The organism is Nocardioides sp. Z35_8 (assembly GCF_059621125.1).
The window spans coordinates 1,332,507-1,347,769 of sequence record NZ_JCAQIE010000001.1 but is presented as its reverse complement, the minus strand read 5'-3'; the positions used below and the strand labels follow the sequence as shown (position 1 = coordinate 1,347,769).

The 15,263-nt window shown below is 73.7% G+C and carries 17 protein-coding genes; 7 read left to right on the top strand and 10 right to left on the bottom strand.

The window, feature by feature from the left end:
- The first annotated feature begins 1 nt into the window (after position 1).
- The gene (locus AC54T2_RS06465; RefSeq protein ID WP_496665801.1) at positions 2–607 is read left to right on the top strand and encodes a methyltransferase; all 606 of its coding nucleotides are present in this window, start codon (positions 2–4) and stop codon (positions 605–607) included.
- Between the two features lie 15 nt (positions 608–622).
- Here the strand turns inward: AC54T2_RS06465 and AC54T2_RS06460 are convergent, their stop codons facing one another.
- Genes AC54T2_RS06460 through AC54T2_RS06450 form a run of 3 tightly spaced genes read right to left on the bottom strand, consistent with a single transcriptional unit; the run spans position 623 to position 2,954 of the window.
- The gene (locus tag AC54T2_RS06460; protein WP_241005298.1) at positions 623–823 is read right to left on the bottom strand and encodes a CDGSH iron-sulfur domain-containing protein; all 201 of its coding nucleotides are present in this window, start codon (positions 821–823) and stop codon (positions 623–625) included.
- Positions 820–1,776 (bottom strand): iron-containing redox enzyme family protein, encoded by a 957-nt coding sequence (locus AC54T2_RS06455; protein ID WP_186340044.1) that lies wholly within the window; start codon positions 1,774–1,776, stop codon positions 820–822. Before AC54T2_RS06455 ends, AC54T2_RS06460 begins: the two co-directional genes overlap by 4 nt.
- Positions 1,773–2,954, bottom strand: a complete 1,182-nt coding sequence (locus tag AC54T2_RS06450; RefSeq protein ID WP_186340043.1) for an alcohol dehydrogenase catalytic domain-containing protein — start codon at positions 2,952–2,954, stop codon at positions 1,773–1,775. Before AC54T2_RS06450 ends, AC54T2_RS06455 begins: the two co-directional genes overlap by 4 nt.
- Positions 2,955–3,134: 180 nt before the next feature.
- On the opposite strand from AC54T2_RS06450, the gene AC54T2_RS06445 reads away from it, so the two are divergent.
- Both AC54T2_RS06445 and AC54T2_RS06440 read left to right on the top strand, forming a co-directional pair.
- Positions 3,135–3,656: a CinA family protein gene (locus tag AC54T2_RS06445; protein WP_186340042.1), complete on the top strand. Its 522-nt coding sequence runs from the start codon at positions 3,135–3,137 to the stop codon at positions 3,654–3,656.
- Between the two features lie 52 nt (positions 3,657–3,708).
- Positions 3,709–4,170 carry a hypothetical protein gene (locus AC54T2_RS06440; protein ID WP_186340041.1) on the top strand — a complete coding sequence of 154 codons (462 nt, stop codon included), beginning with the start codon at positions 3,709–3,711 and terminating at the stop codon, positions 4,168–4,170.
- Between the two features lie 239 nt (positions 4,171–4,409).
- Here the strand turns inward: AC54T2_RS06440 and AC54T2_RS06435 are convergent, their stop codons facing one another.
- Genes AC54T2_RS06435 through AC54T2_RS06425 form a run of 3 tightly spaced genes read right to left on the bottom strand, consistent with a single transcriptional unit; the run spans position 4,410 to position 6,713 of the window.
- On the bottom strand, positions 4,410–5,375 hold the full coding sequence (locus AC54T2_RS06435) for a TIGR03557 family F420-dependent LLM class oxidoreductase (protein WP_489975620.1): 966 nt from the start codon (positions 5,373–5,375) through the stop codon (positions 4,410–4,412).
- A complete protein-coding gene (locus AC54T2_RS06430; RefSeq protein ID WP_496665800.1) occupies positions 5,372–6,037 on the bottom strand; it encodes a helix-turn-helix transcriptional regulator in 666 nt (221 codons plus the stop codon). Before AC54T2_RS06430 ends, AC54T2_RS06435 begins: the two co-directional genes overlap by 4 nt.
- A gap of 58 nt (positions 6,038–6,095) precedes the next feature.
- Complete coding sequence (locus AC54T2_RS06425) at positions 6,096–6,713, bottom strand: hypothetical protein (protein WP_186340038.1); 618 nt, start codon at positions 6,711–6,713, stop codon at positions 6,096–6,098.
- Positions 6,714–6,880: 167 nt separating this feature from the next.
- Here AC54T2_RS06425 and AC54T2_RS06420 point away from each other — a divergent pair, with 167 nt between their 5' ends.
- From AC54T2_RS06420 to AC54T2_RS06410, 3 genes are all read left to right on the top strand, one after another.
- Complete coding sequence (locus AC54T2_RS06420; RefSeq protein ID WP_186340037.1) at positions 6,881–7,555, top strand: HAD family hydrolase; 675 nt, start codon at positions 6,881–6,883, stop codon at positions 7,553–7,555.
- A 275-nt stretch (positions 7,556–7,830) separates the two neighbouring features.
- A complete protein-coding gene (locus tag AC54T2_RS06415; RefSeq protein ID WP_186340036.1) occupies positions 7,831–8,019 on the top strand; it encodes a hypothetical protein in 189 nt (62 codons plus the stop codon).
- The gene (locus AC54T2_RS06410) at positions 8,016–9,470 is read left to right on the top strand and encodes an FAD-dependent oxidoreductase (protein WP_496665799.1); all 1,455 of its coding nucleotides are present in this window, start codon (positions 8,016–8,018) and stop codon (positions 9,468–9,470) included. The genes AC54T2_RS06415 and AC54T2_RS06410 overlap by 4 nt, the downstream gene beginning before the upstream one ends.
- 39 nt (positions 9,471–9,509) lie before the next feature.
- Here the strand turns inward: AC54T2_RS06410 and AC54T2_RS06405 are convergent, their stop codons facing one another.
- From AC54T2_RS06405 to AC54T2_RS06390, 4 genes are all read right to left on the bottom strand, one after another.
- Positions 9,510–10,112: a rhomboid family intramembrane serine protease gene (locus AC54T2_RS06405; protein WP_206054485.1), complete on the bottom strand. Its 603-nt coding sequence runs from the start codon at positions 10,110–10,112 to the stop codon at positions 9,510–9,512.
- A 70-nt stretch (positions 10,113–10,182) separates the two neighbouring features.
- Positions 10,183–10,740, bottom strand: a complete 558-nt coding sequence (locus tag AC54T2_RS06400; protein ID WP_496665798.1) for a M15 family metallopeptidase — start codon at positions 10,738–10,740, stop codon at positions 10,183–10,185.
- A 119-nt stretch (positions 10,741–10,859) separates the two neighbouring features.
- Positions 10,860–11,045 (bottom strand): YbdD/YjiX family protein, encoded by a 186-nt coding sequence (locus tag AC54T2_RS06395; protein ID WP_186340032.1) that lies wholly within the window; start codon positions 11,043–11,045, stop codon positions 10,860–10,862.
- The gene (locus AC54T2_RS06390) at positions 11,042–13,246 is read right to left on the bottom strand and encodes a carbon starvation CstA family protein (RefSeq protein ID WP_496665797.1); all 2,205 of its coding nucleotides are present in this window, start codon (positions 13,244–13,246) and stop codon (positions 11,042–11,044) included. Before AC54T2_RS06390 ends, AC54T2_RS06395 begins: the two co-directional genes overlap by 4 nt.
- A 157-nt stretch (positions 13,247–13,403) precedes the next feature.
- On the opposite strand from AC54T2_RS06390, the gene AC54T2_RS06385 reads away from it, so the two are divergent.
- On the top strand, positions 13,404–15,257 hold the full coding sequence (locus AC54T2_RS06385; RefSeq protein WP_186340031.1) for a DUF294 nucleotidyltransferase-like domain-containing protein: 1,854 nt from the start codon (positions 13,404–13,406) through the stop codon (positions 15,255–15,257).
- Positions 15,258–15,263 lie beyond the last annotated feature (6 nt).

Below are 15,263 nucleotides of genomic sequence, written 5' to 3'. Positions count from 1 at the left end.
CATGACCTTCGGGTCGCTGACCATCGCCTTCGACGACCGCGTGCTGCGCCCGCGGGAGTGGACGGCCGCGCAGTCCGACTGGGCGGCCGAGCTCGCGGCCGCCGCCCCCGGTGGCACCGTGCTCGAGCTCTGCGCGGGCGCGGGGCACATCGGCCTGCTGGCGGTGGCGTCGTCCGGACGTCGCCTGCTGTGCGTCGACGCCAACCCGGTCGCGTGCGACTACGCCCGCGCCAACGCCCTCGCGGCCGGCATGGCCGACCGGCTGGAGGTGCGCGAGGGACGCCTGGAGGAGGCCCTGGAGCCCGGGGAGACCTTCCCCCTGATCATCGCCGACCCGCCGTGGGTGCCGCGCGAGCAGACCAGCCGCTACCCCGAGGACCCGCTCACCGCGATCGACGGGGGCGACGACGGCCTCGACGTGGCGCGCGCCTGCCTGACGGTCGTCGACGAGCACCTGGCTCCCGGCGGCTCGGCGGTGCTGCAGGTCGGCACCCGGGCCCAGACCGACGTGCTGCGGCAGGAGCCGTGCTTCACCGAGGGTCGGCTCGCGATGGTCGAGGTGCGACAGCAGGTGCGTGGCGTGCTGGCCCGGGTCGACCGCGCCTGAGCCGAGGATCGGTGCTCAGGGGCGCGGGATGACCTTGTGGGTCCCGTCGCACCACGGCAGCCGGCTCGACTTCTCGCACCGGCACAGCGCCACCACGGGCCGGTCGACGGCGTGGACGGTGCCGTCGAGGTCCTGCACCGACTCCGCGCCGCGCAGCAGCATCGGCCCGTGCGGCACCAGCACCACGTCGGGGTGGTCGAAGTCGCGCGCGGTCACCTGTCCACGCCCCAGGCGGTCAGCATCGCGGTGGCGAAGCGGGCCTCGACGTCGAGGCAGGTGAACGCGCCGAAGAGGATCTCGGTGAGCTGGTCGGGCTCGTCCTCGGCGAGGGTCCCGCAGATGTCGCGGGCCGCGAGGTGCTCGTGGATCGCGTCGGCCTCGACGTGCTCGTCGTAGTAGGCCGACATCGGCCCGTCGAGCTCGAGCCGCTCGAGGCCCTGCACCATCTTGCGCGAGGGCAGCGAGCTGGTCATCTCGAACGCCGCGAGGTGACCCATCGCGGCGCCGCGCAGACGGCGGTGCAGCCCGAAGAGCGAGCCGGCGTTGTTCATCTCGAGGTTCTCGGTGATCGCGTCGTCGACGTAGGCGCCGTACTCCGCACGCAGGCCGACGGCCTCGAGACCGCGGGCGAAGAGGTGGGAGTGCAGCCGGTTGGGGTCGCCGTCGCCGTACTCGTCGAACTGCAGCGCCATCAGCGCCGCCTTCGCCCGCACGGGCAGCCGGGGCACGACGAAGGCCGACGGGTCGGACTCCTTGAGGTGGTAGACCGAGCGCTGCCGCAGCAGCTCGAGCACCTGCTCGCGGTCGGCGTGCCGGCGGACGTGGTCGGCCAGCGACGGCCCGTCGTCCGCCGCGACGAGGTCCTCGAGCGCGGTCGGCACGTCGTCCGGAGCGGGCTCAGAGGAGGCGGAGGCCTCGGCCCACCGCGCCCGCAGCCGGTCCTCGAGAGCGGTCTCGAGGTCGCGGCGCACGGCGAGCAGCTCGGGGTCCCACTCGGCGCGGTCGTCGGCGTCCTCGAAGCCGCGGAACGACAGCTCGTGCAGCGTCCACAGCGAGATCGCCTCGTCGTCGCGGGAGTCGGCCTCGGGGGCCGGGCGCCCGAGGCCCGGCTCGGCGAGCCGGGCGACGAGCCACTCGCTCAGCACGCCTCGCGGCTTGGGCAGCCTCACGGTCGGAACACCACCTTGACCATGCCGTCCTCCTTGTCACGGAACTGCCGGTAGGCCTCGGGTGCGGCGTCGAGGTCGAGGTGGTGGGTGGCGAACGACTCGACGCCGAGGACGTCGTCCTCCTGCTGCAGCAGCGCGAGGATGTCGTCGCTCCAGCGGCGCACGTTGGCCTGACCCATCCGCACCTGGACCTGCTTGTCGAAGAGCTGGAACATCGGCAGCGGATCGGTGGGGGCGCCGTAGACGCCCGAGATGCTGATCGTGCCGCCGCGGCGCACGCTGTCGATGCAGCTCATCAGCGCGGCGAGGCGGTCGACGCCGAAGTTGAGCATGACCTTCTCCTGCACCTTCCTGGGCAGCAGGCCGAGCGCCTTCTGGGCGGTCTCGGCGACCGGCGAGCCGTGCGCCTCCATGCCGACCGCGTCGATGACACCGTCGGCGCCGCGGCCGTCGGTCAGCCCGCGCACCGCGTCGCCCACGCCGTCCACCTCGGTGAAGTCGATGGTCTCGGCGCCGCGACCGTGGACGCGGGCCAGCCGCTCGCGCACGGAGTCGACGACGATGACGCGCAGGCCGCGGTGCAGGCCGATGCGGGCCGCCATGTCACCGATCGGGCCGGCGCCGACGACGAGCAGCGTGCCGCCGGGCTCCACCTCGGCGTACTCCACGGCCTGCCAGGCGGTGGGCAGCACGTCGGAAAGGAAGAGGAAGCGGTCGTCGGGCGGGCCGTGCGGCACCTTGATCGGCAGCGTGTCGCCGAACGGCACCCGCAGGAGCTCGGCCTGGCCGCCGGGGACCTGGCCGTAGAGCTTGCTGTAGCCGAAGAGGCTGGCACCGGTGCCGGTGTCGGTGTTCTGGGTGGTCTCGCACTGGCTCTGGAGGCCGCGGTTGCACATCCAGCACGTGCCGCAGCTGATGTTGAACGGCACCACGACGCGGTCGCCCGGGGTCAGGCTGGTCACGGCCGACCCGACGTCGCGCACGATGCCCATGGGCTCGTGGCCGACGACGTCGCCCGGCGCCATGAAGGGCGAGAGCGGGTCGTAGAGGTGCAGGTCGGATCCGCACAGCGCGGTCGAGGTGATCTCGACGACGACGTCGGTGCGCTCCTCGATCGCTGCGTCGGGGACCTCCTTGACCTGCATGTCCTGCTTGCCCTGCCAGGTGACTGCCTTCATCGAGCAAAGACCTCCTCGGTCGGTCGTGGCCTCGTGCGCGGTCGTCGCGCACCCGGTCGTCCACCCCAGTGCCCCGGATGGCGCCGTCCATGCGTGGCGCTGCTCACCCGCGCATGGGCCGGCGGGCGCCGGGGAATCAGTGGAGCCGACCGCGCAGACCGACCGAACGAGAGGTGACCCGTGCCCGGCGACCGTGAGCCGACCGACCAGCCGACCGACGAGCCGACCGACGCGGACCGCGCCCAGCGGATCGCCGACCTCGCGACCTCCCGGGGGTTGCGGGTCGCCGCCGCGGAGTCGCTCACCGCGGGCCGGATCTCGTCCTTCCTCGGCCGGGGCGAGGCGGCCAGCGAGTGGTACCGCGGCGCGGTCGTCGCCTACGACGAGGAGGTCAAGTTCGAGGTGCTGGGCGTGACCCGCGGGCCCGTCGTGACGGCGCGGTGCGCGCAGGAGATGGCGGCCGGTGCGCGCCGGCTGCTGGGCGCCGACGTCGCGCTGGGCATCACCGGCGTGGGCGGGCCGGGACCGCAGGAGGACCAGCCGGCCGGCACCGTGCACCTCGCGATCGCCACCGGCGAAGGCACCCGCGAGCTCCTCGTCCGGCTCGGCGGCGATCCCTCCGAGGTGGTCGCCGCGGCGACGAGCCTCGCGCTCGACGAGCTCGCCGACGAGCTGTCGCGCGTACCGGCCAGCAGCTCCTGACCCGCCCGTTGGCAGGTGGTGGCGCGGCCGGACCGTCTGTGAACCTCAGGGCATGGACGACACGCCCTCCCCCGAGCACCGACGGCCCGACGGCGTCACCGACGAGACCGTGGAGGCGGTGGGCAAGCTCTCCGCCGCCCTCGACCACGTCGAGGACGCCCGCGGACACCTCTACGCCTTCCACCGCCTCATGGGCAGCGCCGAGACCACGATGGAGGAGGCCACGGCGCTGGTGCGCGAGGCCGGCCACGACGAGCTGGCCGACGCCCTCGACCGCGACGTCCTCGGCCAGAACCCGCTCCCCGGCATGTGGTCGTTCCAGATGGTCGAGGCCTTCGACGACGGCTTCTACGCCCGCACCAAGGGCCTGCACCAGCGCATCCTCGACGAGCTCATGGACGGCCGGCGCCACGTCTTCGAGGCGGAGACGAAGGAGCAGCTCCGCACCCGCGGCAGGGAGGGCCACGAGGCGCGCCCCGCCGACGTCGAGGGGCACCCGGAGTTCGACGACTGAGCGCCGGGGCGGGCGTACGCGCGTGGCGGGCGTACGCCCGACTTGGTGAGGAGTCGGGCGGGCGTACGCGGCGCGCATGGCCGGCGTACGCCCGATCCGCCCGACTTGGTGAGGGAGTCTGACACCTGGAGGGGGTTGCAACCCCCTCCAGGTGACGGAGTCCCCGCTCGAGCGGGGACTCCGACGACGCCGACGACGCCGACGACGACGCCGACGAAGCGGAGAAGCGAGCCCCGGGCTCAGGCCTGGTCGCGCAGCTGGGGGAGGACGTCGGAGCCGTAGGCGGCGAGCATGTCGGCGTAGTGGGGGCCCATGTTGGCGACGTAGACCTCGGTGAACCCGGCGTCGACGAAGGGGGCGTAGGCCGCCACGTGGTCGGCGACGTCGGGGCCGAATGCGCCCTGCTCGGCGAACGCCTCGCGGGTGACGAGCTCGCTGGCCTGCTCGAAGTGCTGCGGGCTGGGCAGCACCTGGCTGAGCTCACCGGGGACGCCGGAGTTGGGCCACAGCTCGTAGGCCGCGTCGATCGCGGCGTCGCGGGAGGGGCCCCAGGCCACCTTGAAGCCGGCCTGCGTCGGGGCGTCGGCGCCCTTGGCCGCGCGAAACGCCTCCACCGACTCACCGTCGGGCTGGGTGGTGATGAACCCGTCGGCGATGCGGCACGCGACGTCGAGCGCCTTCGGGCCGAAGGCGCTCATGTAGATCGGCGGCGGCTGGTCGGGGAGCGTGTAGATGCGGGCGGTGTCGACCGTGTAGTGCCGGCCCTCGCGGGAGACCACCTCGCCGGTCCACAGCTCGCGGATCACCTCGACCGCCTCCTCGAGCATCTCCAGGCGCTGCTCGGCGTGGGGCCAGCGGTCGCCGAGCACGTGCTCGTTGAGCGCCTCGCCCGTGCCGACGCCGAGGGTGAACCGCCCCTCGCCGAGCAGCACCGCCGACGTCGCCGCCGCCTGGGCGACGATCGCCGGATGCGTCCGCACGGTGGGGCAGGTGACGGCGGTGGTGACCGGCAGGTCGCAGACCTGGGCGATCGCGCCGATCATCGACCAGACGAACGGCGACTGCCCCTGGGCGTTGGTCCACGGGTGGAAGTGGTCGCTGATCCACAGGCTGTCGAAGCCGGCGCGCTCCGCCAGCCGCGCCTGCTCGAGCAGCTCGTCGGGGGCGTACTCCTCACACGAGAGGAAGTAGCCGAAGCGCGTCATCGCGCAGCGTGGGCCGCGAGGCGGGGCCGGGCGACCTCGGGCTCGGGCGACATCAGCAGCCCGTGCTGGATCGCCCACAGGACGGCCTGCGAGCGTGACGTGACCTCGATCTTGGAGTAGGCGCCGCGGATGTAGGACTTCACCGAGTTGATGCTGAGGTTGGTCTCCTCGGCGATCTCGCGGTTGGCCTTGCCGGCCGCGATCATCGAGAGCACCTCGGTCTCGCGCTGGGTGAGCGGCCACTTCTCGGCCGCCGCCTTCTCGGCCTCGGCCTGGCCGGTCCACGCGTCGACCACGACCCGGCCGTCGGCGATCTGGAGCAGGTTCCACACGAGGCGCCGCGCCGGCAGCCACTTGCTGACGAAGCCCGCGGCACCGCGCGACATCTCGGTGGACACCGCCTCGGGGCTGCAGTCCCAGCCGAACGCGACCATCCGCGTCGGGAAGCGCTGGGGGGCGGGGCGGACGCCGGCGGTGCGGCGGTGGGGTTCGTAGAGGGTCAGGTCGCACAGCGGTGCGGGGCCGTCGACCCGGTGGGACACCACGGTGACCAGTGCGGAGTGGGGCTCGAGCATGGCGCGCAGGCCGTGCACGACGAGCTCGCTCTCCTCCATGATCGCCACCTTGACGTGGCGCGTGACGGGGGCATTGGGTCGTTGCATGAGGGGGTAGTACCCCGAAGGGCGTGGCGCATGCGCGCGGCCTTGTGAACGGTCGCGGTCAGGTCAGCAGTGCGCGGGCGACGCTGGCCGCCTCGGTCTCGGTGACGCCGGCATCGGCAGCCGCGGCGACCAGCATCCGCGCCGCCGCGTCGGTGGTCACCGCCATCCGCGCCGCGACCAGCCCGACGGCCACGTCGACCAGCCGCTGCTCGCGCAGCCGCTCGGGGGCCAGCTCGGCCCGACGCAGGCTGTCGAAGCCCAGGTCGGCGTTGGTCACCGCGCCGGCCTGCCACACCCCGAGGGCCTCCACGAGCCCGTCGATGCGGTCGCGGAACGCGTAGGTGGTGGAGGCGTAGAGGTCGATGGTGAGCACGGCCCTGCCGTGCTCGACCACCGGCAGCGACACCGTGCTGGCGATGCCGTCGAACGCGCGCTCGCGGGCCATGTCGGCCCAGTCGAGCTCGTCGAGCGGATGGGACGGGCCCGGCGTCGCAGGCCCGGCGCCGGCACGCTCGCCGTCCCCGTGGTGGGCACCCTCGGTCGCGGCGCGGTCGACGAGGGTGAAGGTGAGGTCCTCGTCGAGCAGGGTGACGCTCAGCGCGACGCAGTCGGGCACGGATCGCACGGCCCAGCCCTCGATGAGCCGCAGCAGGCCCTCCATGTCGTCCACCGTCAAGGTGACATACTCGTCCAACGCCTCCCGGCTTTGCGGCAGCAACTCCACGGCGATCCCCTCGACATCGGTGTTGGCTGAACTTCGATGCTCCCCGTCCGCCCATGGCCTCGCCACACCCGCTCGGGCGATGATGCATGCCCTCTCCCCCACCGGGGTACGACGCGCCTGTGAGCCCTGAGACCCAGCACCCCGTCGTCGTCCTCGACCTGGACGGCACCCTGGTCGACTCGGTCTACCAGCACGTCGTCGCGTGGCACGCGGCGTTCCGCGACGTCGGCCTGCACGTCAGCGCGGTCCGCGTCCATGAGGCCATCGGCATGGGCGGCGACCGGCTCGTCGGACACGTCGCCGGGGATGCCGCCGAGGCCGCCGTCGGCGACGACGTGCGCAAGTTGCACGACGACTACTTCGCGTCCGCCCTCCGCACCGTGCGCGCCCTCGACGGCGCCGCCGACCTCGTCGAGTCGCTCGCCGGCCACGGCCACCGGCTGGTGCTGGCCAGCTCGTCGGAGGCCCCGCTCGTCGACGAGATGCTCGACATCGTCGGCGTCCGCCGCCACCTCGCGGCGATCGTGACCGGGTCGGACGGGGCGGCGACCAAGCCGGCGCCCGACATGGTCGCGCTCTCGGTCGAGCGGGCGGGTGGGGGCACGTCGGCGGTCGTCGTGGGCGACGCCGTGTGGGACGTGCTGTCCGCCGAGGCCGCCGGGCACGCGTCCATCGGGATGCGCAGCGGCGGCATCAGCGGCGAGCGGCTGACGTCCGCCGGCGCGTCGTGGGTCTACGACGGCCCGCGCGACCTGCTGACCCGCCTCGAGGGCGGCCCGCTCCGGTTGCCCTGACGCCCCGCCCGGGACGTCCGCGGCGAGAGGAACGTACGAAGCCCGCCGGAGTCACCTCGCACGGCGTACGGGAGATGGAGACCGGCGGGCCTCGCGCCTGACCGCCGCGATCGCGACGACCGTGGCGTGCAGTCGATGTACCCCCTGGGGTAGGAGCTCATGCACCCCCGGCACGGATTCGTCCGCCGGTGCCCGCTCGGATCGGCGCCGGGGGGACTAGCCACCTGCCGGCGGGGTACCGGGACCGCGTGCCCGACCCCACCCCAGGAGGCCAGATGAGTCCGTCCGACGACCGGTCGCACGAGCCGTGGACCGACCCGCAGACCCACCTCGACACCGACCCGGTCAACGCCGAGCCCACCCGCCAGTCCAGCGACGAGCCCGCCCACCCCGCCGAGCCCGACGCCTCCGGGCCGGACTCCCCGCAGCGGGGTGCCGACGAGCCGGTGGAGGACGAGTCGTGACGTCGCTGTGGCTCGACCGCGCGACGCCCGTGGCCGACGACCCGCTGCCCCCGCCGGGCACCACCCTCGACGCGCTGGTGGTGGGTGCCGGCCTCACCGGCCTCACGACCGCCCTGCTGCTGGCCCGCGCCGGGCTGCGGGTGGCGTGCGTCGAGGCCCGCGAGGTCGGTGCCGTCACGACGGGCCGCACCACCGGCAAGGTGTCGCTGCTCCAGGGCACCCATCTCTCCCGCATCCGCCGGCACCGCTCCGACGAGGTGGCGGCGGCCTACGTCGACGCCAACCGCGAGGGCATGGAGTGGTTGCTCCGCTTCTGCGACGACCACGGCGTGGCCTACCAGCGGCGCACCGCGGTGACCTACGCCGCCGACGAGCAGGAGCGCTCGTCGGTGGAGCAGGAGCACCGCGCGGCCGCCGACCTCGGGATCGCCGTCGAGTGGCGCGACTCCCTGGACGTGCCCTTCCCCCACGTCGCCGCGACGGCGCTGCGCGAGCAGGCGCAGCTCGACGCGATGGACGTCCTCGGCGCGCTCGTCGAGCAGCTGCGCGCGCACGGGGGCACGCTGCACCAGGGGCACCGGGTGCGCTCGGTGTCGAAGGGCGGGCGGCCCACCGTCCGCCTGGAGAGCGGCAGGGCCCTGACCGCCGACCACCTCGTGCTCGCCACCGGCACGCCCATCCTCGACCGCGGGCTGCACTTCGCCCGGCTCGAGCCGCAGCGCTCCTACGTGCTCGCGCTCTCCGGGGCCGAGCCGCTGGAGGGCATGTACCTGTCGGCGGGCTCCGACGCCCGGTCGGTGCGCGACGCCCCGGGCGGCACGCTCGTCGTGGGCGGCGCGGGGCACGTCGTCGGGCGTACGGACTCCCACCTGGCCCACCTCGAGGCCCTCCGGTCATGGTCGGCGACGTGGTACCCCGGCACCACCGAGACCCACCACTGGTCGGCGCAGGACTACAGCAGCCCCGACGGCGTGCCCTACGTCGGCCCGCTGCGCCGGGGCGGCGACCAGATCCACGTCGCGACCGGCTACGAGAAGTGGGGCATGACCAACGCCGTGGTCGCCGCCCGCACGATCTCCTCCGACGTCCTGGGCGACCTGCCGCCGTGGGCGCAGGTGCTCGGCGCGAGGTCGTCCTCGGGCAGCAGCGCCGCCGAGGTGGCCCGGATCAACCTCGGGGTCGGCGCGGCCGTGGTCAGCGGGGCCGTGCGCACCGCCCGCGAGCGGATCCCCGGCACCGCCGGTCCGGCGCAGGCCCGCGCGTGCGGCGTCGTCGGCGTCTGCACCCACCTCGGCGGACTGCTGAAGTGGAACGACGCCGAGGACACCTGGGACTGCCCCCTGCACGGCTCGCGCTTCACCCCGGACGGGGAGGTCCTCGAGGGGCCCGCGTCCCGGCCGCTGCTCAAGCGCACCGACACCACACCCGACGAGGGAGACCGGGTGGAGTGATGACCGTGACCAGCCGCCTGCCCGGCGGCGGCGCACCGGTCAGTAGTGGGTGAGGCTCGACTCCCGGGGCCGGCGCGTGGTGAGCACCCGCGCGGCGACGAAGCCGCCGACGGCGCCGAAGAGGTGGCCCTGCCACGAGACGCCGGGCTGGCCGGGGAGCACGCCGAGCAGGGCGCCGCTGTAGAGCAGGAAGACGGCGACGCCGATCATGATCTCGGTGGTGCGCCGGTTGAGGAGGCCCCGCACGATCAGGTAGACGATCCAGCCGAAGATCAGCACGGAGGCCCCGGCGTGCACGCTGCCGGGCTGCGCGAAGAGCCACACGCCGAGGCCCCCGATCACCCAGATGATCGCGGTGGCCGCGATGCCGCGGGCCACGCCGGTGGCGAGGGTGAGGAAGCCGAGCACGAGCACCGGGATCGTGTTGCTGACGAGGTGGTCGAAGCCGAAGTGCAGCGTCGGGGCGAGCAGGATGCCGACGAGGCCGTCCTCGCTGCGCGGCTGGACGCCGTAGGAGTCGAGGGGGTGGCCCGTCGCGGTGTCGAGGACCTCCAGCAGCCAGAGCAGCACGACGAACCCGCCGGTCAGCAGCGCGGCGCCCTTCCAGGCGGGCTCACGGGATGGCGGGCGGGCGGGCTGCATGCCCCTCATCGTGACATCCCGGCCGAAACCGGGCCGGATGCGACCGGGTCCCGGATCTGCCCGGCCTCGATCAGCGTTCTCGCGACCTGCTGTCCGGCAGCATCTCCGGGCACCGTCCGCCGGGCGTGGTGAGCAGCTCGTAGTGCCAGATCTCGTTGGCGAAGGCCTGGCAGAGCCCGTACGCCGACCCGTGGTCGGCCATCCAGCCCGCGCCGTCGGTCGGGCCGATGTCGACCGCGTCCCCTGTGACGTGAGCAGAGAAGTCGGGCGAGGCGACCCAGCGGCGGGCCTCCTCGAGAGAGCCGTACCTGTCCACGGCCTCTTCGAGGAGCAACTCCTGGTGGGCCCTGCTGCGCCACCCGCTGGTGACGTGCAGGTCGACCCCCGTCGTCCGGGCGTCCTCCGCGGCCGCCATCACCGCCTCGAGCAGTGCCGGGTCGAGCCGGCCGAGGGCGGCGTCGTCGTGCAGTCCTTCCCCCAGCTCGCGCGCCGCGGCCTCCGGGGGCGTCGCCCGCGCGGCGGGCCGGAGGATGCCGTTGCCCCCACCCGGTGAGTCACAGGCGAAGACGGCGACGCCGACGGCGGCGAGGGCCAGGGCGAGGAGGAGACGGGTCCCGGTGTCGATCACGCGACGACGCTAGGAATTCCACCGTCGCCGGGGCCTCCACCCCAGGTGCCGCCCCGGGAGCGGCAGGTCCCGACCGGCTCAGACCCAGGTGTGGGACGCCGGCGCACCGGGCGCGGGGCTCAGCAGCAGCGTCCGCCCGCCTGGTGCTCGCGCTCGTGGTCGCGGCGCCGCTCGAACTCGCGCCGCGACATCGGCGGCTCGCCGAAGGCCGCGCACTCCGCGACGTAGTCGTCCCACCGGGCCTCCCCGGTGAGCTCGCGGACGTAGCGCCGCAGCGTGCGCGCCGCCTCCGCCACCCGGGTCACCGGTGGCTCCCCGCCTCGGCGCCGCGGCCGTCGGCCTCCCACTCGCGCACCGCCTCCTTCTCCTCGGCGGTGGCGATGAAGTCGGAGGGCTGGACCAGGTGGGACTCGTGCCACGGCACCTCCGTGGTGGGCAGGCCGCCGGAGCGCACCGCCTTGGCCCAGATGACGAAGGCGTTGAGGACCACCACGATCACCAGGAGCGCGAAGAGCGCCTGCAGCGTGCCGTTGACCGTGGAGTTGAAGACCACCTGCTCCATCTGGTCGACGTCGGTCGCGGGGGCGAGCAGCTCGCCGGCGTCGAGGGCGTCCGCGTAGCGCTCGCGCTGGGTGAAGTAGCCGATGGCCGGGTTGTCGGAGAACACCTTCTGGTAGCTGGCGGTCATCGTCGTGACCAGGTCCCACGCCAGACCGATCCCCGGCACCCAGGCCCACTTCACCTTGCCGTGCTTGATCAGCAACGTCACGCACAGCGTCAGCGCGATGGCCGCGAGCAGCTGGTTGGCGATGCCGAAGAGCGGGAACAGCTGGTTGATGCCGCCGAGCGGGTCGGTCACCCCGACGTAGAGCATGTAGCCCCACAGCCCGACCACCACCGCGCTCGCCGACCACGCGGCGGGCTTCCAGGAGAGGTCGGCGTAGCGCGGCCACAGGTTGCCGACGGTGTCCTGGAGCATGAAGCGCCCGACCCGCGTGCCGGCGTCGACCGCGGTCAGGATGAAGAGCGCCTCGAACATGATCGCGAAGTGGTACCAGAAGGCGGCGAGCCCGCCGCCGAACGCCTCGGTGAAGATCTGCGAGATGCCGAGCGCGAGCGTCGGTGCGCCGCCGGTGCGGGAGATGAGCGTCTGCTCCTCCACCGCCGCGGCAGCCGCGGTGAGCTGGTCGGGGGTGATGCTGAAGCCGAGACCCGAGACGAACTCCGCGGCGGTGGCCGGGTCGGCCCCGGTGGCGCCGGCCGGGCTGTTCATCGCGAAGTAGAGACCGGGGTCGATCACGCAGGCGGCGATGAGGGCGCTGATCGCGACGAACGACTCCATCAGCATCCCGCCGTAGCCGATCATCCGGACCTGGCTCTCCTTGGCCACCATCTTGGGCGTGGTGCCCGAGGAGATGAGGGCGTGGAAGCCCGACAGGGCGCCGCACGCGATGGTGATGAACACGAACGGGAACAGCTTGCCGGCGAACACCGGCCCGTCGCCGTCGACGGCGAAGTCGGTCACCGCCTCCTGCTGCAGCACCGGCGCGGCGAGCACCAGGCCGATGGCGAGGAGCACGATCACGCCGATCTTCATGAAGGTCGACAGGTAGTCGCGAGGCGTGAGCAGCATCCAGACCGGCAGGATCGAGGCGACGAAGCCGTAGACCACCAGGCCGATCGTCAGCTGCTCCTTCGACAGCGTCAGCGCCTCCTCGAGGCCCATCTGCTCGACGTAGCCGCCGCCGATGATCGCGAGGAGCAGCAGGGCGACACCGATCGCCGTGACCTCCGAGACCCGGCCCGGTCGCAGCACCCGCAGGTAGTAGCCCATGAACAGCGCGATCGGGATCGTCAGACCGATCGAGAACACGCCCCACGGCGACTCGGCCAGCGCGTTGACGACCACCAGCGCGAGCACCGCCAGGATGATGATCATGATCGCGAAGACCGCGATCAGCGCGGCGATGCCGCCCACCAGGCCGATCTCCTCGCGCACCATCTGGCCCAGGCTCTTGCCGTCGCGGCGCATCGAGAAGAAGAGGACGACCATGTCCTGCACCGCCCCGGCGAAGATGACCCCGACGATGATCCAGATCGTGCCGGGCAGGTAGCCCATCTGGGCGGCGAGGACCGGGCCGACCAGCGGGCCGGCCCCGGCGATGGCGGCGAAGTGGTGGCCGAAGAGCACGTGCCGGTCGGTGACGTCGAAGTCGCGGCCGTTGTCGTGCCGCTCCGCCGGGGTGGCCCGGGTGTCGTCGACGCCCAGCACCCGGTAGGCGATGAAGCGGGAGTAGAAGCGGTAGGCGATCGCGTAGGAGGACAGGGCCGCGAAGAGGATCCAGAGGGCCGAGACCTCCTCCCCGCGGGAGAGCGCCAGGACGCTCCAGCAGACGGCGCCGACGACGGCGACCGCGCCCCACACCACGATGGCCTTCGCGCTCATCCGGGACCGACCGCTCGGCGGTGACGGCGATCGGGGCGTGCTGGTCGACTGCGTGGCCATGCGCGACTCCTCCGTGCTCAGGCGCGCCCCGGCGGGCCGCGAGCCTTCCCCCGAATGACTACCCCGCCGGCCGACCCCACCGCAAGGTGTCCGCCACGGCGAACCCACCCCGGCCGATCGGACCACCCGACGACGGATCGGTGCCACGATGGGCGCCATGGAGGTCGAGCTCGCCGAGGTCCGCGACTTCCTCGCGGGCCACGCGCCCTTCGACGGGCTGCCCCCGGGCGACCTGGCCGGTCTCCCCCGCCGGTGCACCGCGCGCTACGCCAGGCGCGGCACCGTCGTCCTCGACGTCGGCGAGCCGGGCGAGGGCCTCTACGTCGTGCGCTCGGGCGCCGTGGAGGTGTGCGACGAGGCCGGCGGGCTGGTCGACCGGATCGGCACCGGCGAGGCGTTCGGGATGAGCTCGCTGCTCGAGCACCGGCCCACGCGCCACCGCTGCACCGCCGTCGAGGACACGCTGCTGCTGGTCCTGGAGCCGGCGGCGTTCGACGAGCTGTGCCGCGCGCACCCCGACGTCGCCGCCTTCTACGCCGCCACCCACCACACGCGGCTCACGCGGGCGATCCGCAACCTCCGGCGGGCGACGTCGGGCAGCACCGCGCTGGGCACCCGCGTCGGCGACCTTGTCACCCGGCCCGCGGTGACCACGGCTCCCGGCACGCAGGTGCGCGACGCCGCGGTCACCATGTCGCGCGCCGGGGTCTCCAGCGTCCTGGTCGTCGAGGACGACGAGCTGCTCGGCATCGTGACCGACCGCGACCTGCGCAACCGCGTGCTCGCCGCCGACGTGCCGCCCCACACGCCGGTGCGCGCGGTGATGACCCCCGACCCGGCCACGCTGTCCCCCGACGCGCCGGCGTTCGAGGCGCTGCTGGAGATGGTCGCCCGCGACATCCACCACCTCCCGCTCACCGACGACGCCGGACGGCCGATCGGCCTGGTGACCACCACCGACCTGGTCCGGCTCGAGAACGCCGACCCCGTCCACCTGGCCGCGGCGATCGGCGGGCAGACGACGCTCGCCGGCGTCGTCGCCGAGGCGCCCGGCATCCGCGCCGTGCTCGGCCGGCTCGTGGAGCGCGACGTCACCGCCGCGGACGTCGGCCGCGTCGCGACCGCCCTCGGCGACGCCGTCCGACGCCGGGTGCTCGCGCTGGTCGAGGACGAGCTGGGGCCGCCGCCGGTGCCCTACAGCTGGGTCGTGCTCGGCTCGGCCGCCCGCGACGAGGAGGGGTTCACCGCCGACCAGGACCACGCGATCGTGCTCGCCCACGAGCCGGACGACGCCGGCGCCGCCTGGTTCGCCGAGCTCGCCGCGCGGGTCACCGCTGCGCTCGAGGAGTGCGGCTGGCCGCGCTGCCCGGGCGAGGTGATGGCCACCAACCCCCAGTGGCGGCTGAGCGTCGCGCAGTGGCAGGACCAGTTCACCCGGTGGTCGCGCGAGCCGCACCCCGACGCCGTGCTGCGCGCGGCGATCTTCCACGACATGCGCCACCTCGCGGGCGAGCGGCGGCTCGCCGAGCAGGTGCACCGCGCGTCGGTGCGGACCGCCTCCCCACGCCTGCTCGGCCACCTGTCGCGGCAGGCGCTGTCGATGCGCCCACCGCTCGGCTTCTTCCGCGGACTCGTGCTGGAGCGCCACGGCGAGCACCGCGACACCCTCGACATCAAGCGCCCCATCGCCGCGGTCGTGCAGCTGGCCCGCATCCATGCCCTCCGCGCGGGGTCGCCCGCCCTCACGACGCGACGCCGGCTCGAGGCCGCGGTCGCGGGGGGCGTCCTCGACCGGGACGCCGCGACCGAGCTCGCCGACGCGCTCGAGCTGATGAGCCACCTGCGCCTGCACCATCAGGCGGCGCAGGTGGCGGCCGGCGAGACGCCCGACAACAACGTGCGCCCCGCCGACCTGACGCAGTGGCAGCGCCGCCACCTGCGCGACGCCTTCGAGATCGTCCGGTCCGCGCAGCAGACCCTGTCCAGCCGCCTGCCGCCGGGGTTCGAGTGAGGGCGC